Origin of the sequence: Xenorhabdus yunnanensis (genome assembly GCF_028598805.1) — a bacterium.
GTDB lineage: Bacteria > Pseudomonadota > Gammaproteobacteria > Enterobacterales > Enterobacteriaceae > Xenorhabdus > Xenorhabdus yunnanensis.
In genome coordinates this window covers 1-19,558 of the sequence record NZ_JAQRFI010000039.1, presented here as the reverse complement: position 1 = coordinate 19,558, position 19,558 = coordinate 1, and the positions used below count along the sequence as shown (strand labels likewise).

The 19,558-nt window shown below is 42.7% G+C and carries 13 protein-coding genes; 9 read left to right on the top strand and 4 right to left on the bottom strand.

The genetic code is table 11. The annotated features are described in order from the left end of the window. Positions 1 to 5 precede the first annotated feature (5 nt). The 5 genes from relA (at position 6) to PSI23_RS15085 (ending at position 8,106) form a co-directional block, all read left to right on the top strand. A complete protein-coding gene (gene relA, locus PSI23_RS15105; RefSeq protein WP_273555860.1) occupies positions 6 to 2,243 on the top strand; it encodes a GTP diphosphokinase in 2,238 nt (745 codons plus the stop codon). A 23-nt stretch (positions 2,244 to 2,266) separates the two neighbouring features. Further along, entirely contained in the window at positions 2,267 to 3,067 is an 801-nt protein-coding gene (gene mazG / locus PSI23_RS15100; protein ID WP_273555859.1) for a nucleoside triphosphate pyrophosphohydrolase, read from the top strand. Positions 3,068 to 3,327: 260 nt separating this feature from the next. Beyond that, positions 3,328 to 4,965 carry a glutamine hydrolyzing CTP synthase gene (pyrG, locus tag PSI23_RS15095; RefSeq protein WP_273555858.1) on the top strand — a complete coding sequence of 546 codons (1,638 nt, stop codon included), beginning with the start codon at positions 3,328 to 3,330 and terminating at the stop codon, positions 4,963 to 4,965. Positions 4,966 to 5,066: 101 nt separating this feature from the next. Beyond that, positions 5,067 to 6,368, top strand: coding sequence for a phosphopyruvate hydratase (gene eno, locus PSI23_RS15090; RefSeq protein ID WP_273555857.1), 1,302 nt, complete (start codon positions 5,067 to 5,069; stop codon positions 6,366 to 6,368). 352 nt (positions 6,369 to 6,720) lie between these two features. Further along, positions 6,721 to 8,106 (top strand): SLC13 family permease, encoded by a 1,386-nt coding sequence (locus PSI23_RS15085; RefSeq protein WP_273555856.1) that lies wholly within the window; start codon positions 6,721 to 6,723, stop codon positions 8,104 to 8,106. A 54-nt stretch (positions 8,107 to 8,160) separates the two neighbouring features. Here the strand turns inward: PSI23_RS15085 and PSI23_RS15080 are convergent, their stop codons facing one another. Together PSI23_RS15080 and PSI23_RS15075 are read right to left on the bottom strand one after the other, a co-directional pair. Continuing rightward, positions 8,161 to 9,645, bottom strand: coding sequence for an aldehyde dehydrogenase family protein (locus tag PSI23_RS15080; protein WP_273555855.1), 1,485 nt, complete (start codon positions 9,643 to 9,645; stop codon positions 8,161 to 8,163). Between the two features lie 659 nt (positions 9,646 to 10,304). Then, positions 10,305 to 11,606, bottom strand: coding sequence for a dicarboxylate/amino acid:cation symporter (locus tag PSI23_RS15075; protein WP_273555854.1), 1,302 nt, complete (start codon positions 11,604 to 11,606; stop codon positions 10,305 to 10,307). A gap of 848 nt (positions 11,607 to 12,454) precedes the next feature. Between PSI23_RS15075 and PSI23_RS15065 the strand changes: the two genes are divergently transcribed. Further along, positions 12,455 to 12,802, top strand: a complete 348-nt coding sequence (locus tag PSI23_RS15065; RefSeq protein ID WP_273555853.1) for a DUF6694 family lipoprotein — start codon at positions 12,455 to 12,457, stop codon at positions 12,800 to 12,802. A gap of 141 nt (positions 12,803 to 12,943) precedes the next feature. Here the strand turns inward: PSI23_RS15065 and PSI23_RS15060 are convergent, their stop codons facing one another. Both PSI23_RS15060 and metK read right to left on the bottom strand, forming a co-directional pair. Further along, entirely contained in the window at positions 12,944 to 13,441 is a 498-nt protein-coding gene (locus PSI23_RS15060; protein ID WP_273555852.1) for a SprT family zinc-dependent metalloprotease, read from the bottom strand. 76 nt (positions 13,442 to 13,517) lie between these two features. Beyond that, on the bottom strand, positions 13,518 to 14,672 hold the full coding sequence (gene metK, locus PSI23_RS15055) for a methionine adenosyltransferase (protein WP_273555851.1): 1,155 nt from the start codon (positions 14,670 to 14,672) through the stop codon (positions 13,518 to 13,520). A gap of 655 nt (positions 14,673 to 15,327) precedes the next feature. Between metK and speA the strand changes: the two genes are divergently transcribed. From speA to speB, 3 genes are all read left to right on the top strand, one after another. Continuing rightward, complete coding sequence (gene speA, locus PSI23_RS15050) at positions 15,328 to 17,232, top strand: biosynthetic arginine decarboxylase (protein WP_273555850.1); 1,905 nt, start codon at positions 15,328 to 15,330, stop codon at positions 17,230 to 17,232. 186 nt (positions 17,233 to 17,418) lie between these two features. Further along, positions 17,419 to 18,116 (top strand): IS1 family transposase gene (locus PSI23_RS15045; protein ID WP_273555849.1). Its coding sequence is split into 2 segments (ribosomal slippage): positions 17,419 to 17,668 and positions 17,668 to 18,116, totalling 699 coding nucleotides; the frame shifts between segments, so codons are not numbered across the junction. 339 nt (positions 18,117 to 18,455) lie between these two features. Beyond that, complete coding sequence (gene speB / locus PSI23_RS15040; protein WP_273555848.1) at positions 18,456 to 19,382, top strand: agmatinase; 927 nt, start codon at positions 18,456 to 18,458, stop codon at positions 19,380 to 19,382. The last annotated feature ends 176 nt before the right edge of the window (positions 19,383 to 19,558 follow it).

Genomic DNA, 19,558 nt, shown 5'->3' with positions numbered 1-19,558 from the left:
AAATTATGGTTGCGGTAAGAAGTGCGCATCTCACACCGGCAGGTGAATTTGCTGTTGATAAGTGGATCGCAAGTTTAAACATCACTAACCCACAATCCAGTGAAAAATTGGTCAAAACCTGGCAATACTGTCACGAAAAAGTCCAAAATCACCCCGATGCGGAACTGTTGCTATGGCGCGGTGTGGAAATGGTGGAGATCCTGTCCACATTGAGCATGGATAATGACAGTATGCGCGCTGCGCTGCTCTTTCCCATCCTTGATGCCAAGCTACTCGATAGCGAAACAGTGACAGAAACATTTGGTAAGACCATCACGAACTTGGTGAATGGTGTATTGGAAATGGACGCCATTCGCCAACTGAAAGCCACTCATACTGACTCTACTTGTTCGGCGCAGGTTGATAATGTTCGCCGGATGTTGCTGGCAATGGTGGAAGATTTTCGTTGTGTGATTATCAAGCTGGCAGAACGCATTGCCCACTTGAGGGAAGTGAAAGATGCCAGTGAAGATGAGCGGGTGCTGGCAGCCAAAGAGTGTTCCAATATCTATGCTCCCCTTGCCAATCGGCTGGGAATTGGGCAGCTAAAATGGGAACTGGAGGATTTTTGTTTCCGTTACCTGCATCCCGATGAGTATAAGAAAATTGCCAAATTGCTGCATGAGCGCCGAATTGATCGTGAACAATATATCGAAAAATTTGTGACAAAAATGCGTAATTACATGCTGAAAGAAGGGATCAGCGTTGAAATATATGGGCGTCCGAAGCACATTTACAGCATTTGGCGCAAAATGCAGAAGAAATCTCTGGCCTTTGATGAATTATTTGACGTGCGCGCTGTGCGGATTGTTGTTGATCGCTTGCAGGATTGCTACGCAGCATTGGGGATAGTACATACTCACTATCGTCATTTGCCGGATGAATTCGACGATTACGTTGCCAACCCGAAACCGAATGGTTATCAATCCATTCATACTGTTGTCTTGGGACCAAGTGGCAAAACTCTTGAAATCCAAATCCGTACTCGTCAGATGCATGATGATGCGGAACTCGGGGTTGCGGCGCATTGGAAATACAAAGAAGGCTCTGCGGCTGGTGGTGGTAAATCCGGCAGTTATGAAAGCCGTATTGCATGGCTGCGGAAATTGATCGCATGGCAGGAGGAAATGGCGGATACCGGCGAGATGCTGGATGAAGTGCGCAGTCAGGTGTTTGATGATCGCGTTTATGTCTTTACGCCAAAAGGGGATGTCATTGATTTGCCAATTGGCTCTACGCCGTTGGATTTTGCTTATCACATTCACAGTGATGTCGGTCATCGCTGTATTGGGGCAAAAATTGGCGGACGTATTGTGCCGTTCAGCTATCAGCTTAAGATGGGCGATCAGATTGAAATCATCACTCAAAAGCAACCCAACCCAAGCCGTGACTGGTTGAATCCTAACCTCGGTTATGTAACAACCAGCCGTGGACGTGCGAAAATCCACAACTGGTTCCGCAAGCAAGATCGTGACAAGAACATTATTGCGGGCCGCCAAATGCTGGACAATGAATTGGCACACTTAGGTATCACGGTCAAAGAAGCGGAAAAAGAACTGATTGCCCGTTATAACGTCCATTCATTGGAAGAAGTGCTGGCAGGCATTGGTGTCGGTGATATTCGCATCCATCAGTTAACAAACTTCCTGCAAAGTAAATTCAACAAAACCACCGCAGAAGAAGAGGATCGCGAAGCGCTTCGCAATCTGGAGAACAAAACCTATACACCACATAATGCAAATAAAGATAATGGCCGTATTGTCGTAGAAGGGGTTGGCAACTTAATGCACCACATTGCCCGTTGCTGTCAGCCTATCCCTGGTGATGAGATCATTGGATTCATTACTCGTGGACGGGGGATCTCCATCCACCGTGCTGATTGTGATCAATTGGCGGAGCTTGAGGCCAGTTCACCGGAACGGATAGTCGAGGCAGTATGGGGCGAGAGTTATTCCACTGGCTATTCACTTGTGGTACGAGTCCTTGCCAATGATCGCAGTGGATTGTTGCGTGATATCACGACCATCCTCGCCAATGAAAAAGTCAATGTATTGGGTGTCAGCAGCCGCAGTGATGTTAAGCAACAGCTTGCGACCATTGATATGAACATTGAGATTTATAACTTGCAAGTGCTCGGGCGGGTATTGGCTAAGCTCAATCAGTTACCTGATGTGATTGAAGCCAGACGTTTGCACGGTAACTGATTAAAGCAGTAATTGATTAAAGCATGGATAAGATGAAACCTATCTCTATTGAACGACTGAAGGGGATTATGGCGCAGTTGCGCCATCCCCAGAACGGCTGCCCTTGGGACAAAGTACAAACCTCCGCGACGATTGCCCCTTATACGCTGGAAGAAACTTATGAAGTGCTGGATGCGATTGAACGCAATGATGTTAATGCCCTGAAAGAAGAATTGGGGGATTTGCTGTTTCATATCGTGTTTTACGCCCAAATGGCTCAAGAGCAGCAACAATTCGATTTTGATGATATCTGTGAGGCGGTGTGTGACAAACTAGAGCGCCGCCATCCCCATATCTTCAATCAGCAAGCGGGTGTCAGCAGCGAAGAGGCGATAGGAAGTTGGGAGCAGCGCAAAACCGCAGAAAGGGCAGAGAAAGATCAGCATTCAGTGCTGGACGATATTCCTGCCAGCCTGCCGGCTCTGATGAAAGCCTATAAGATCCAGAAGCGCTGCGCTTCGGTGGGTTTCGATTGGGATACACTTGGGCCAGTGCTGGACAAAGTCTACGAAGAAATTGATGAAGTAATGGACGAAGCGAAGCAGGCGGTGGTTGATAAAGACCGACTGGAAGAAGAAGTGGGCGATTTGCTGTTTTCGGTGGTCAATTTATCCCGTCATTTGGGGCATAAACCGGAGATGGCATTACAAAAAGCCTGTCAAAAATTTGAAAACCGTTTCCGCAATGTCGAAAAAGGGATCCTTGCCAAAGGCTTGTCATTGGAAACGGCTACACTGGATGAGATGGAAAAAATGTGGCAGAAGGTGAAAAATCAGGAGGTATAGCGCTGCAATCACACAAAAATATACGGAAATAGTGAAAAGGATGTCACTTAAATGGCTGAATAACCTGAGTTGTGTGAAAAAATTTCACACTAATAACTCAATGAATTTAAAGAGAAAGAAGTATGTTTTTTTCTGGGTGTTACTGATTATGTGGCACTTTACCCTGTTTAGATGGTTTGTAGCGAAATTAAGGTTAGGGTATACTGCTTTCCCGTCCTGTTATATTCATCATCCTTTTAAACCTAAACTTCAGGTTCAGCATGAAAACTAATTATATTTTTGTGACCGGCGGGGTCGTATCCTCACTGGGTAAAGGCATTGCCGCAGCCTCTTTGGCGGCTATACTCGAAGCCCGTGGACTCAATGTCACCATTATGAAACTGGACCCGTACATCAACGTCGATCCAGGCACAATGAGCCCAACCCAACACGGGGAAGTTTTCGTTACCGAAGACGGCGCTGAAACTGATCTTGATTTAGGTCATTACGAACGTTTCATCCGAACTAAAATGACACGCCGTAATAATTTTACGACGGGTCGTGTCTATTCTGAAGTGTTGCGCAAAGAACGCCGTGGCGATTATTTGGGAGCAACCATTCAGGTCATTCCTCACATCACCAATGAAATCAAAGACCGTATCATCCGTGGTGCAGAAGGTCATGATGTTGTGTTGGTGGAAATCGGCGGTACTGTCGGTGATATCGAATCCCTGCCATTCCTCGAAGCCATTCGTCAGATGGCGGTGGAAGTGGGTCGTGAAAACACACTGTTCATGCACCTGACTCTGGTGCCTTATATGGCTGCAGCGGGCGAAGTGAAAACTAAGCCGACTCAGCATTCCGTGAAAGAATTGCTGTCAATTGGTATTCAGCCGGACGTGTTGATCTGCCGTTCGGATCGTATTGTTCCAGCCAATGAGCGAGCAAAAATCGCACTTTTCTGTAACGTACCAGAGAAAGCAGTTATTTCCTTAAAAGATGTTGATTCCATTTATAAAATCCCAGCCCTCTTGAAATCTCAGGGCTTAGATGATTATATTTGTAAACGATTCAGCATCGAGTGTCCGGAAGCGGATCTGTCCGAATGGGAACAGGTCATTTATGAAGAAGCTAATCCATCCGGTGAAGTTACCATCGGGATGGTGGGCAAGTATGTTGAACTGCCAGATGCTTATAAATCAGTGATTGAAGCATTGAAACACGGCGGACTGAAAAATCGCCTGACTGTCAATATCAAGCTGATCGATTCACAGGACGTCGAAACTCGCGGTGTTGATGTGTTAAAAGGTCTGGATGCGATTCTGGTACCAGGTGGTTTTGGTGGCCGTGGTATCGAAGGTAAGATCATGACTGCACGTTATGCCCGTGAGAACAAGGTTCCATACTTGGGAATTTGTCTGGGTATGCAGGTTGCCCTGATTGAATTTTCTCGCAACGTTGCGGGTCTGGCAGGAGCGAATTCTACTGAATTTGAGCCTGAATGTAAGTTACCGGTTGTTGGTTTGATCACCGAATGGCGTGATGAGAACGGCAACGTAGAAGTACGTAGTGAAGAGAGCGATCTCGGTGGAACGATGCGTGTTGGTGGCCAGCTGTGCCATCTGACTGAAAACAGTCTGGTTCGTAAACTCTACGGCCAGGATGACATCATTGAGCGTCATCGCCACCGTTATGAAGTGAACAATTTGTTGTTGAAACGTATTGAAGATGCAGGCTTGCGTGTTGCTGGCCGTTCAATCGACAACAAACTGGTGGAGATTATCGAGAACCCAGCGCATCCGTGGTTTGTGGCGTGTCAGTTCCACCCAGAATTCACTTCAACGCCTCGCGATGGTCATCCGTTATTTGCTGGCTTTGTTGAAGCCGCAGGCAAATATCAGAAAGGCCAGTTTAAATAAGATATGGGGCAATGGATTGGAGTTAAGCTAATCGCTTTTAAGATAATCGCTTTTAGTTTCAATCTGTTGCCCGGAATTTAACTTGTACTGAGGAAAACCTAATGTCCAAAATCGTTAAAGTGCTTGGCCGTGAAATCATCGACTCCCGTGGTAACCCAACTGTAGAAGCAGAAGTACATCTGGAAGGGGGCTTTGTAGGTCTGGCTGCTGCTCCATCAGGTGCATCAACTGGCTCTAGCGAAGCACTGGAACTGCGTGATGGAGATAAATCTCGCTTCATGGGTAAAGGTGTGCTGAAAGCAATTTCTGCGGTCAACGGCCCGATTGCACAGGCTCTGGCTGGTCAGGATGCGAAAGATCAGGCTAACATCGACAAGATCATGATCGAGCTGGATGGTACTGAAAACAAATCTAACTTCGGTGCTAACGCGATTTTGGCTGTTTCTCTAGCAAACTCCAAAGCAGCGGCGGCAGCGAAAGGTATGCCTCTATATGAGCACATCGCTGAGTTGAACGGTACTCCGGGTAAATTCTCCATGCCTCTGCCAATGATGAACATCATCAACGGTGGTGAGCACGCAGATAACAACGTAGATATTCAGGAATTCATGATCCAGCCAATTGGCGCGGGCACACTGAAAGAAGCTGTGCGCATGGGTTCCGAAGTATTCCACAATCTGGCAAAAGTGCTGAAAGCAAAAGGCATGGGCACTGCGGTGGGTGATGAAGGTGGCTATGCGCCAAACCTGGAATCTAACGCAGCAGCGCTGGCAGCAATCAAAGAAGCAGTTGAGAAAGCGGGTTACGTACTGGGTAAAGATATTACTCTGGCGATGGATTGTGCAGCTTCTGAATTCTATAACGAAGAAACTGGCAACTATGAACTGAAAGGCGAAGGGAAAACTTTCACCTCTCAGGAATTCACCCACTATCTGGAAGGCTTGACTAAAGAGTATCCAATCGTTTCTATCGAAGATGGTCTGAACGAATCTGATTGGGACGGTTTTGCTTACCAGACTAAAGTTCTGGGTGACAAAATCCAGTTGGTTGGTGACGATCTGTTTGTAACCAACACCAAGATTCTGAAAGAAGGTATCGAAAAAGGCATCGCAAACTCCATCCTGATTAAATTCAACCAGATCGGCTCTTTGACTGAAACTCTGGCTGCAATCAAGATGGCAAAAGATGCAGGTTACACAGCGGTTATTTCTCACCGTTCTGGTGAAACTGAAGATGCAACTATTGCTGATTTGGCAGTAGGTACTGCAGCGGGCCAAATCAAAACAGGTTCTATGAGCCGTTCTGACCGTGTTGCTAAATACAACCAGCTGATCCGCATTGAAGAAGCATTGGGTAATCGCGCTCCTTTCAATGGTCTGAAAGAAGTGAAAGGTCAGGCATAATTGTCGGCTGTTTCCTCTGAAAAATAAATATTCTTTATGTTTAGGTGAAAGAGAGTACTCTCTTTCACCTTTTTAATAAAAGAAAATTTTATTTATCATGGTGATTATTTACACCGTTACAGTGCAAAAATGTGATATGACAACAAAAGTCTTGTTCCTTTTCTGAACTATTTTTTAATAAATTAACAAATCCCGCGGATTAGATCCCAAAATGATGTAACTCATATTTTCTTCCTTGTTAATACTCCTTATTATTTCACATGTAATGTAATTCTTTAACATTTATAGCAATGATTCATTAATTATTCTTTTTACATTACAGAGTTATGTTTCATTGTCTTACGGAGTCTTCATGGACGCTTCTGAATCTTTAACTCCAGCGGTTGGGCCTATTTCCTCAAATAAAAGAGGCTTAATTATTCTCGCGCTGGATATCATCTTGCTTGTAGCATTGCTTAAATTTTTGCCTTATGGGGAAAAAGCCAATGCAGGTTTGGCATTAATGGCATTTGTTGGTGTGTTATGGCTAACGGAAGCTATTCACGTCACCATTACTGCGCTGTGTGTTCCTATTCTGGCTGTTGGTATGGGATTGATGAATACCGGTGATGCGTTGAAATCTTTTGCAAACCCGATAATCTTTTTATTCTTCGGTGGCTTTGCACTGGCAACGGCGCTGCATATCCAAGGTCTGGACAGGTTGATAGCTAACCGTTTGCTGATGATTGCCCGTGGGCGCTTGTCTGTGGCGGTATTGCTGATATTTGGTATTACCGCAGTACTTTCCATGTGGATCAGCAATACTGCAACTGCTGCAATGATGTTGCCACTCATCCTCGGTATTCTGGCAAATCTGGATGTTCGTACTGAACGCAATACCTTTGTATTTGTGCTGTTAGGAGTCGCATACAGCGCCAGTATTGGTGGTTTGGGAACGTTGGTAGGAAGTCCGCCAAATGCCATCGCAGCGGCACAATTGGGCATGGATTTCTTTACATGGATGAAGTACGGCGTGCCAATGGTGATTATTCTGTTGCCTGTTATGGTTGGGATAATGTACATCATGCTGCGTCCAAATCTGAATCACAAATTTAATCTGGAATTGGAACATTTGGAATGGAATGGTAAGCGTGTTATTGCCATGACTATCTTCTTGTTAACCGTAGTATGCTGGATTTCCAGCTCATTTATCAGTGATGCATTGGGCGGTGTCAAAGACCTGGATACGATTATTGCGGTGAGCGCAGCGATTCTGATTGGTATCACAGGCGTATCTACATGGTCACAGATTCAAAATAACACTGAATGGGGTGTGTTGATGCTATTCGGTGGTGGCCTGACGCTGAGTGCTGTCTTGAAAAATTCTGGTGCCAGTGAAGTTATGGCGAATGGCATGGCAGAGACTTTTGGTGCAAGCCCTTGGTTTGTGATCATCGTCGCGATTGCTACGTTTATTATCTTCCTGACAGAATTCACCAGTAACACCGCGAGTGCTGCGTTACTGGTGCCTATTTTTGCCACGGTTGCAGAAGCTCTGGGTATGCCAGTCATGGCTTTAACCATGATAATTGGTATTGGTGCATCCTGTGCATTTATGTTGCCTGTAGCAACCCCACCTAACGCGATTGTCTATGGCTCCGGCTATATCAAACAAATAGAAATGGTCAAAGTAGGTATAGTGCTGAACTTGGCATGTATTGCCATTATTTCTGTGGTTGCCTGGTTCTTCTGGATGTAATAATTGGAATAAAATCATGTGATAATCGCCACCTACAAGGGTGGCGATTGTTTTTTAGTCTTCTTTAGTGCTGATATAGATGTTTTTCACTTCAGTGTAAGCATCCAACATCATCTTATGGGTTTCACGCCCAAGTCCTGATTTTTTGTAGCCACCGAAAGGAGCATGGGCGGATAGTTCGTGGTAGGTATTGATCCACATACGGCCCGTTTTTACTGCTTTCGCTACACGAAGGGCGCGGTTAATATCTTGCGTCCATACTGCACCTGCCAGACCATATTCGGAATCATTGGCCATTTCGATAACGTCTTCTTCATTGCTGAATGGAATGACACACAGTACAGGCCCGAAAATTTCTTCCTGCGCAACCCGCATATTATTGGTCACATGGGTAAGAATTGTCGGCTGGATAAAGAAACCATTATCATATCCCGCTCCTGTCATGCGTTTTCCACCTGTCAGGATGGTTGCACCTTCTTGTTTGGCGAGGTCGATGTAACCCAAAATAGTGTTCATCTGCTCTTCACTAACCTGACTGCCCATTTCTGTTTCTGCCAGCATGGGGTCTCCTACCCTGACTGATTCAAACACAGTTTTCAGTGAGTTCAGGAATTCATCGTGAATATCTTTATGCAGGAACAGACGGGCTCCGGATTCACAGGCCTGCCCTTGATTCAGCAAAATAGCATTGGCAGCATATTTGACTGCCTTTTTCATATTGGCATCGGGGAAGACGATATTGGCAGATTTACCGCCCAATTCCAGAGTCGCAGGAATGAGTCTTTTCGCGGCTGCTGCGGCAACGTTGTAGCCGATTTCAGTTGAACCGGTAAAAGCTACCTTGTCAATGCTGTCATGGTCAAGGATCGCTTGACCTACAACTGAGCCACGCCCCGTGACAATATTGACAACGCCCGGTGGCAGAACTTGATTCATGATACGCCCTAATTCAAGTAGAGTTATTGGGGTCAGGCTTGCCGGATTGATAACAATAGTATTGCCGGCAGCAAGAGCAGGTGCGAGTTTCCAGGCTGCCATCAATAACGGGAAATTCCATGGAATGATCTGCCCTACCACACCAATGGGTTCTCTGATCACTAAGCTCAGTGTGTCGCTATCGATGACATCACTAGCATCAGAATGAGCACGGATAACCCCGGCGAAATAGCGGAAATGATCAACAGAGAAAGGAATATCAAAATTACGACACAGGGCCTGAGTCTTACCACCATCTAATGTTTCAAGGACGATAAAGCGCTCAGCTTCTGCCTCCAGCAAGTCGGCAATTTTCAGTAATAGAGATTGTCTTTCAGCCGCAGAGGTTTTACCCCATGCTGGCAGGGCTTTTTGGGCAGCCTTGACAGCAAGCTCAACATCTTCGGCATTACCTGCTGCATATTCTGTCAGTAATTCACCTGTTGCAGGGTTGTAGCTTTGCAGCGTATTTTTTGAAACACTATCAACCCATTCGCCGTTAATTAACATCTTATAAGATTTGCAAGGCAATAATTCTTTCTCAATATCATGTAGCTTTTTCATTATATTCTCCGGGTACTTTGGTTTTAAGTATACTAGGACATATATTCCAAACTGATTATCCGATTAATTCTTAATTTTTACTGAAATTGAAATTAAATATAATAGGTCTATATCAACAAATATAATCCTTAATTGTATAAATTAACAATATGAAAATTTTTTCGTTGTATGTGATTTTTTTACTAGTAATATGCCTATTATAAAAGTAATATCTTAATGTTATAATTTTATTGGTTTACTTAATGATTTTTTGCCAAAATGTTTTTATTATTGTATTTAGGTGGGGTTAATGGATGGGTTAATTTAATTGACTCAGGTTTAAGGGTTTTTGATTATTTGTTTGATGGTAAAAATCAGGTTAAGTTTTCATTTTAATTAAATATTTTCAGGTGTTTATAAATAGATGGTTTATTTGGTTGTTTTGTATTAATTGAAGTAATCATAAAACTTTGAATGATATTTTCACATTTTTAGGAAGCGTATACCCCCCTTTTATCAAAGGGGAATGGTATTATTTTATATATACCCTTCGTATTTCAAGTTGCCTCTTTGTTGGCTGCACTCACTCACCCCAGTCACATAGTTATCTATGCTCCCGGGGATTCGCTCCCTTGCCGCCGCGACGCATCTTGAAATCCATTGGGTATAGATGATTTTTCTTATTTATTTGATGTTTTTTCTAATGAGTTTTGGATGTCACTATTTAATACTTGATACATTTTTTCTTTATCCAAAGCATTTTCCCAGCGAGCAACAACAATACTGGCGCAAGCATTACCAACCAGATTTGTCAATGCACGGCATTCAGACATAAATCTATCAATACCTAAAATAAGGGCCATGCCAGCTACGGGGATGTTTGGAACTACAGATAAAGTAGCAGCTAGCGTAATAAAACCTGCTCCTGTTACACCTGCCGCACCCTTTGAACTGATCATAGCAACTAATAGTAAAGAAATTTGCTCAGTGAGACTCAGCTCAATGCCGGTTGCTTGAGCGATAAATAATGCAGCCATCGTCATATAAATATTCGTACCATCAAGATTAAACGAATAACCTGTTGGAATGACTAAGCCGACAATTGATTTCTCACAACCTACATTTTCCATTTTTTTCATTAAGCTTGGTAAAGCGGCTTCAGAAGATGATGTCCCCAAGACTAACCAGAGTTCATCTTTAATATATCTTATTAACTGAATGATTGAAAAACCATTATATCTAGCAACGGCACCTAGAACTATGAGTACAAATAGCAATGATGTAATGTAAAAAGTTACTATTAACATCATTAAATTTCCAATTGATGAAATACCATATTTACCTATGGTAAATGCCATTGCTCCGAATGCACCAATAGGTGCTAATTTCATTAAAATCCCGACCATTTTAAAGACTGGTTCTGAGACGTTTTGTAAAAAGACTAAAATAGGCTCTCCTTTTTTCCCTGTTGTGGCTAAAGCAGCCCCAAAAATAACGGAAATAAACAGAACCTGAAGAATATTACCATTCACAAGTGGACTAACAACGGTTTCGGGTATGATATTCATGAGAAAACCAACGATGGATGACTCATGGGCTTTCTCTACATAACCGGCAACTTTGCTGCTGTCTAACGAATCAGGAGAGATATTCAAGCCATCACCGGGACGGATGATATTGGAGACAATTAACCCAATAACTAAAGCAAGAGTTGAAAATGTTAAAAAGTATAGCATTGCCTTTCCTACAACATTACCAACCATTTTCATATTATTCATTCCGGCTATCCCTGTAACTACAGTCAAAAAGATAACAGGTGCAATGATCATTTTCACAATTTTAATGAATGCATCACCTAATGGTTTTAGTGATTGACCAAAATCAGGATAAAAATGACCAAGGGCTATACCCAGTAAAATGGCAAATATGACTTGGACATAGAGTATCTGGTATAAAGGCTTTTTCTTTAGGGGCTTAGACATAGAGATTCCTGTTTTTAATTTACAATGTTATTATTATCATTGGTGATTTCTTTATTTTTTATAAAATTATTTAATTCCTCTCTTTGCTTAGAACATGGTAACGTCTTCCATAGGAATAAGAATCCATCTTATTCTTATGGAAGACATTATTGTGACAATAAGATTAATGTTAAAATTACTCTTTATTTCTGTTTTGAACAAGCCTCAAGATTATTAAGTCAATAAATATTATTTTAAATAAATAAAAATATTACATAGGAAATAAGTGTAAAACGGTATTGTTTTCTAATTTTATAGTAAAAATATGAATTATTTTTGGTGATTTTTGATGATGATAAAATAGATGAGGAGATTTTTACTTTCTATGTCTAAATTTTTTTAGAATAAATGTTTTATTTGGTTAGATAGAGAAATATCCACTCGAAAACGAGTGGGATTTATTTAGAAGAAGAATTATTTTGCGGTTATCCAGAAAACACCACGACCATCAAGTGTGGTAAATGTTTTATGAACATTATCAGCTTGAGGGGCAATATCCTTGAAAAAATCGGGATACAACCTTTTTGCAATGGCTTCTAATGAATGACAGGCATTGTTCTCCTTAGGAGGACATATTGAAATATTTCAGGATTGCAGCAAATAAATTCGATACTAATGGGAATGGTACAGCGGCAGGTTACTTTTATGCTTATAAACAAGATTTAGAAGCAAACGCGCATTAATGACATAAAGTAATAAATGATCAAGTTATAAATATTCCTGATTTAGTAAGAAAAATTTTCCTTAAAACAATTTATATGCTCTACTTCTGCTATTATTGCTTTATCGGTAATAGGCGGAGTTGAATCATGAGGAAATTGTTAACAGTTTGTTTATTGGGATTTATATTGGTTGGATGTGATAATCAACTCAGAATTGATGGAACAAATGAAATTGCTGTAAAAACATCCATTGAAAAAATCAGAGATACTTTATCAGAAGATAAAAAATTACAATTTGATGATTCATTGAATGTTGCCATGACCAATAGTATCGATTTTGATGATTTGTTTAAGGATAACAAGGATGGGAATATCAAATATGGAGATATACAAAAGTTGGAACAGAGATTTTTTCAATCCCTTCATGGGAAAACTGCTGATCAAGTCATTGAAGAAGCTGAAAAAATTAAAGCAGCGAATATAATCAAAAAATAAATGTATTATAAATGTACCTGATTACATAAAGTATTTGATAACATAATGTACTCGTGCTGATATTGCCTCGAATTATTTAAACAAGGTGCCCTGATTGAAGGGCATTTTGTGGTTTTAGCTAAGTTTATTCCACTAAATTTGTCACAATAATATTAGTTTTTCTCCACATTGGCGGCAAACATAGCAATTTTTTCCTCTGAGAATTTTATTGTGCTGCTTTATTGTCAGTTCATGTTGCTGACAGCTGCAACAATAAATGAATATTTTACTGCGGACAGAATGTACAGGGAACTGATGTGTCCGGCTGGCTTTTACTTCAAATATTGTTTCCATGATAAAGCGCCACTCTTTTCCGTGTGGAGCAACCTTGCCAAATTGATGATGAGCCAATAGATGCGCCAGTTCATGTGGGATAACTTCATCAATGAATGTTTGTTGATTTTCGATTAACAAAATAGGATTCAGACGGATTTCCCAATCTTGCAGTCGTGCACTGCCTGCAATTGTCCCCCGTTGTTGATAGGTTATGTGGGGTTCAGGAAAACTTTGCTGCCAAAAATGATTCGCCTGAATTAATTTCTGTCGCATGGTGTGCATAACAGCTTGTTGTAAGGAGAGGGGAACTCTAATGAATTTCATTATGGCTGAATACTGTATTTTAATTATAAAAAAACCCGCAGCGTTAGCGTTGCGGGTTTCATAGATTAGCAAAGAATTACTTCAATCCTGCTGCAGAGCGTAGAATTTCAGCTTTATCTGTTGCTTCCCAAGGGAACTGTTCACGACCAAAATGTCCGTAGGCCGCTGTATCGCGATAGATTGGGTGTAACAGATCCAACATTTTAATCAGACCGTAAGGGCGCAGATCAAAGAATTTACGCACTAATTGAGTCAGTGTTGAGGTTGGAACTTTCTCTGTACCGAATGTTTCCACCATGATAGATGTTGGCTCAGCAACACCAATGGCGTAAGACACTTGGATTTCACAGCGATCAGCCAGACCTGCCGCAACGATGTTTTTAGCAACATAACGTGCTGCATAGGCTGCTGAACGGTCAACTTTGGATGGATCTTTACCAGAGAATGCGCCACCACCATGACGAGCCATACCACCATAGGTATCTACAATGATCTTACGACCAGTCAGACCACAGTCACCCATTGGACCACCGATCACGAAGCGACCTGTTGGGTTAATGAAGTATTTGGTCATCGGAGTAAGCCATTCAGTAGGCAGTACAGGCTTGATGATCTCATCCATCACGGCTTCTTGTAGCGCTTTTTGAGCGATATCTTCGGAGTGCTGGGTTGAAAGCACAACTGCATCAATACCAACAATCTTGCCGTTATCGTACTGGAAGGTTACCTGACTTTTTGCATCAGGGCGCAACCACGGCAGAGTACCGTTTTTACGTACTTCAGCCTGACGCTCAACCAAACGGTGTGCATAGGTGATAGGTGCTGGCATGAGAACATCAGTTTCGTTGGTTGCATAACCAAACATCAAGCCCTGATCTCCTGCACCTTGCTCCAGAGGATCTGCACGATCAACACCCTGATTGATATCAGGAGATTGTTTACCAATTGCACTGATAACAGCACATGAGTTGGCATCAAATCCCATATCGGAACTGGTATAGCCGATTTCACGTACAGTGCGGCGAGTAATTTCCTCGATATCAACCCAAGCGCTGGTAGTGATTTCGCCTCCAACCATCACCATGCCTGTTTTAACATAAGTTTCGCAGGCAACCCGAGCCTTAGGATCTTGCTCTAGAATTGCATCTAGAACGGCATCGGAAATCTGATCGGCAATTTTGTCTGGATGTCCTTCTGAAACAGACTCAGAAGTGAAAAGATGTGTAGTCATTATATTTTATTACCTTAAATATAATCTTGGTTTAAGGGCGGATGTTTTACCATCTAGACGGCTATTTTAAGTTACTCTTGCTAAGGTTACCAGTTTTTTTAATTTTAAATATCTTTCATTGTGTGACATTTTAGCTTTCCCTTCTAAAAAGGATGGGGTATTCGTTTCATTTAGGTAAATTTCATTTTGCAATTTTATTGGATTACAGGTATAAACTGCGCGCGTAACATAAGTTAATTTTTGTACTTGAAGTTACGGGTGTTTGCAGGAGATATATACGTGTCCTGCTTCTCAATTGAGAAACGGCTTGCTGTCGGTAAGCCATGTGGGGGTGAATGGGGCTATGAACCATTATCTGCTGATTGTTAACGGTCAACAGCCACACTACGTCATTGATGTCTTCACATCTTGTTCCTTCCTTTTGAATATGAATTCATTTCGATGTTACCCGCAACATATAAGCAGGTAATATTGAGTTGGCATCATATAGCCACACTATAAATATATTGTTTAGTACTCTCTAAACGTCCCTATAATTTAAGAGCATGCTGTTCCCTGACATTTTTTAATGCGCAAGATACGCACGATAAAATAGTGCCTTGGGTTATTGACTTTACAGGTGAAGGCAAACCTCGACTCCATAAAGGAGACTGCCATGAATGATAATATTGCTCGCAAAATGCGACAGACCTATAACATCGCATACTGGGGCGGCGGCTATTACTATGTCAATGATCTGGGTAATGTCAGTGTTTGCCCAAACCCTGATTTACCGGGAGCTCAAATTGAACTTGCCGATCTGGTGAAGAAAGTTCAGGAAGAAAAAGAACAATTACGTTTGCCTGCATTGTTTTGTTTTCCCCAGATCTTGCAACATCGTTTGCGTTCTATTAATGCGGCGTTTAAGCGTGCACGTGAATCTTATGGATATAAAGGGGATTATTTCCTTGTGTATCCGATTAAGGTTAATCAGCAGCGCCGTGTCATTGAAACATTGGCAAACGCTGATGAACCAATTGGATTGGAAGCAGGTTCCAAAGCGGAATTAATGGCAGTATTGGCTCATGCAGGCATGACAGGTACTGTGATTGTTTGTAATGGTTATAAGGATCGGGAATATATTCGTCTGGCGCTGATCGGTGAAAAGCTGGGACACAAGGTGTATCTGGTTATCGAGAAGATGTCTGAAATTGCTATGGTGCTGGAAGAAGCTGAGCGCCTCAATGTAATACCTCGTCTTGGGGTGCGGGCACGCTTGGCTTCACAAGGAACGGGGAAATGGCAGTCCAGTGGTGGTGAGAAATCCAAGTTTGGTTTGGCTGCGGCGCAGGTATTGCAATTGGTTGAAATGTTGCGTGCAGTAGGACGCTTGGATAGTTTGCAATTGCTGCATTTCCACTTGGGTTCCCAATTGGCGAATATTCGTGATGTGGCAACGGGTGTACGTGAATCTGCCCGCTTTTATGTCGAGCTATCTAAACTGGGTGTCAATATTCAGTGCTTCGACGTAGGTGGTGGATTAGGTGTCGATTATGAAGGCACACGCTCCCAATCAGAATGCTCGGTTAACTACGGTTTGAATGAATACGCGAATAACGTTATCTGGGGGATAGGTGATGCGTGTGAAGAACACGGCTTGCCTCACCCAACGGTTATTACGGAATCAGGTCGTGCATTGACAGCTCATCATACGGTTTTGGTCTCCAATGTGATTGGGGTTGAACGCAATGAATTCACTGAAACAACACCACCGGCAGAAAATGCGACGCGTCCCCTGACCAGTCTGTGGGAAACATGGACGGAGATGCAATCTGACGGCAGCCGCCGCTCCCTGCGTGAATGGTTGCATGATAGCCAGTTTGATCTGCATGATGTTCATACCCAGTATGCCCACGGTATGTTGAATCTGTCAGAGCGTGCATGGGCGGAAGAACTGTATTTAAATATCTGTCGCCATATTCAGCAGGATCTTGATCCAAGCAACCGTGCCCATCGTCCAATCATTGATGAATTACAGGAACGCATGGCAGATAAATTCTACGTGAACTTCTCGTTATTCCAGTCAATGCCGGATGCGTGGGGAATTGATCAGCTTTTCCCGGTCTTGCCGATTGAAGGACTGGATAAACCGTTGGATCGTCGTGCCGTTCTGTTGGATATCACCTGTGATTCTGATGGCACGATTGACCATTATATTGATGGTGATGGTGTGGCGACAACAATGCCAATGCCCGCTTATAATCCAGAAAATCCGCCATTGATCGGTTTCTTTATGGTCGGGGCCTATCAGGAAATTCTGGGCAACATGCATAACTTGTTTGGTGATACAGCAGCCATTGATGTTTATGTTGCAGAAAATGGTGAAGTAACTTATCAGCAAAGTGAAGAAGGTGATTCTGTCGCCAATATGCTGCAATACGTCAAACTTGAGCCGCAGATACTGTTGACTCGCTTCCGTGATCAGGTGAAATCGGCTGATTTGGATGAAAATTTACAGGAACAATTCCTGCAAGAGTTTGAAAACGGCCTGTATGGTTACACCTATTTGGAAGATGAGTAATCTTTATTAGTCATTGACCTTCATTAATAGTCATTCTTAGTCAAGATCTTATACAATACTTTGACTTTGAATGGCTATTTATTATCTATATTCACAATCCTCTCATAAGCATATTTCCATTATTTTTTCAGTCATGACATCAATTTATTGAATCATGTATAGTCTGTCTATTTGGAGAACATTCAGATGGCAAAGATTGATGTGACCTGCCCATCTTGTTGTGCAGTTAAAGGGATCCACCGTAATGGGCGCTCTCGCTCTGGTCATCAACGTTATCTTTGCCAGTCCTGCCGTCATTCTTGGCAACGGGAATTCACTTATGCCGCTTGTCGTCCCGGTACACATAAGCAAATCGTCGATATGGCCATGAATGGAATGGGATGCCGGGCGACAGCGCGTGTGATGGGGATTGGTCTGAATACTGTCCTTCGCCATTTAAAAAGCTCAGACCCAAATCGGTAACAGAAGCCATTGCTCCCGGCACTGAAGTGATTGTCTGTTGCGAAATGGATGAGCAGTGGTCGTACGTGAAGTCAAAGAATCAGCCCTGTTGGCTCTTTTATGCTTACGACCGGATCAGACGGAAAGTGATCGCCCACGTTTTTGGCCCAAGAACAAAGAAAACATTGATGCGTCTGATGGCGCTACTGGCTTCCTTCAACATTGTGATCTCTATGACCGATGGCTGGAGAAGCGATGAAAAAACACTGGCGGGGAAGCTGCGTGTGGTCAGTAAGCGTTATACACAACGCATAGAAAGACATAATCTGAATCTTCGTCAACATTTAGCAAGACTGACTCGCAAAACGTTGTCTTTTTCAAAATCCATAGAAATACATGACAGGGTCATAGGGTATTATTTAAACATTCATCACTATCAATAAATTGGTATCATGACCTCTTAAATGTTCATTTGATATTTCGTGGGATCTACTTTTTAAAGTAGTGGCAAGCAGAAAACATGTTTAATACTATATGATTATCGTTGAACTAAGATGCCTTGGGTACTTTTCTTGTTTTTATATTAGTGTGTACGCATTTGTTTCTTCAGTTTCGGATTTATTGCTAACATTTTGTTTTAATTGTAATTTAAAATGATAGCGTATTTGGAAGATTAATCTTCTAGCGTAAATAAGCCTCCGTGCCACTGGTTGCTGCCAATCATTGAATATTGACAATATTGGGGACTGGTAATAGCAGGGCGGGACTTTTGAGGATATATCATGAGTATTAGCTCCTTAGGAAACCAGATTGATCATTCTTTGGTTTCAAATGCCTTTGGCTTCCTGCGTTTTCCATTGAACTTTCAGCCTTATTCCAGTGATGCGGAATGGGTGATTACTGGTGTGCCTTTTGATATGGCGACATCAGGGCGCGCGGGTAGCCGTCACGGGCCAGCCGCTATTCGTCAGGTATCGACTAATCTGGCATGGGAAAGCAGTCGTTGGCCATGGAACTTTAGCTTACGCAAGCGCCTGAATGTGGTAGATTGCGGCGATCTGGTATTTAACTTCGGTGATGCTCAGGACATGAGCGATAAGTTGCAGGCACATGCTGAAAAGGTGCTGGTATCAGGTAAGCGTATGCTGTCTTTTGGTGGTGATCATTTTGTCACTTTGCCTCTGTTGCGTGCCCATGCGAAGCACTTTGGCAAAATGGCGCTGATTCATTTTGATGCCCATACGGATACTTATCCCAACGGCAGCAAATTCGATCATGGTACGATGTTTTATCATGCGCCGAATGAAGGGCTGATAGATCCTCATCATTCAGTACAAATTGGTATCCGCACTGAACACGAGACTGATAACGGTTTCACTGTGCTGGATGCCGGTCAGGTCAATGATCGCAGTGTTGATGATATTGTTGAGCAGATCAAAACGGTGGTTGGTGATTTGCCGATTTACCTGACATTCGATATTGATTGCCTGGATCCGGCATTTGCTCCGGGCACGGGGACGCCAGTGATTGGTGGATTGACGTCAGATCGCGCATTGAAAATAGTGCGTGGTTTGCAACCGTTGAATATCGTTGGAATGGACGTGGTGGAAGTGGCTCCGGCTTATGATCAATCTGAGATTACGGCATTGGCAGCCGCAACGATTGGACTGGAATTGCTGTATTTACAGGCGTCGAAGAAAGATGCGTAATGGATTAAGCCAATAGATTTTTTATCTGTTATAAATTTTTTTGCAGGCTCACCTTTTAGGTGGGCCTTTATTGTATATAGAAAACCCCCTGCTAGGCAGGGGGTTCTGTAGAGCTTTCAGCTATAAATCCGCTATAAAAACCCCTTTTGATTTGTTAAAACACCTTGCGGTCTGGC

Coding starts and splice junctions, on each gene's coding strand:
- relA (WP_273555860.1), top strand. CDS start 6: ATGGTTGCGGTAAGAAGTGCGCATCTCACACCGGCAGGTGAATTTGCT.
- mazG (WP_273555859.1), top strand. CDS start 2,267: ATGGATAAGATGAAACCTATCTCTATTGAACGACTGAAGGGGATTATG.
- pyrG (WP_273555858.1), top strand. CDS start 3,328: ATGAAAACTAATTATATTTTTGTGACCGGCGGGGTCGTATCCTCACTG.
- eno (WP_273555857.1), top strand. CDS start 5,067: ATGTCCAAAATCGTTAAAGTGCTTGGCCGTGAAATCATCGACTCCCGT.
- PSI23_RS15085 (WP_273555856.1), top strand. CDS start 6,721: ATGGACGCTTCTGAATCTTTAACTCCAGCGGTTGGGCCTATTTCCTCA.
- PSI23_RS15080 (WP_273555855.1), bottom strand. CDS start 9,645: ATGAAAAAGCTACATGATATTGAGAAAGAATTATTGCCTTGCAAATCT.
- PSI23_RS15075 (WP_273555854.1), bottom strand. CDS start 11,606: ATGTCTAAGCCCCTAAAGAAAAAGCCTTTATACCAGATACTCTATGTC.
- PSI23_RS15065 (WP_273555853.1), top strand. CDS start 12,455: ATGAGGAAATTGTTAACAGTTTGTTTATTGGGATTTATATTGGTTGGA.
- PSI23_RS15060 (WP_273555852.1), bottom strand. CDS start 13,441: ATGAAATTCATTAGAGTTCCCCTCTCCTTACAACAAGCTGTTATGCAC.
- metK (WP_273555851.1), bottom strand. CDS start 14,672: ATGACTACACATCTTTTCACTTCTGAGTCTGTTTCAGAAGGACATCCA.
- speA (WP_273555850.1), top strand. CDS start 15,328: ATGAATGATAATATTGCTCGCAAAATGCGACAGACCTATAACATCGCA.
- speB (WP_273555848.1), top strand. CDS start 18,456: ATGAGTATTAGCTCCTTAGGAAACCAGATTGATCATTCTTTGGTTTCA.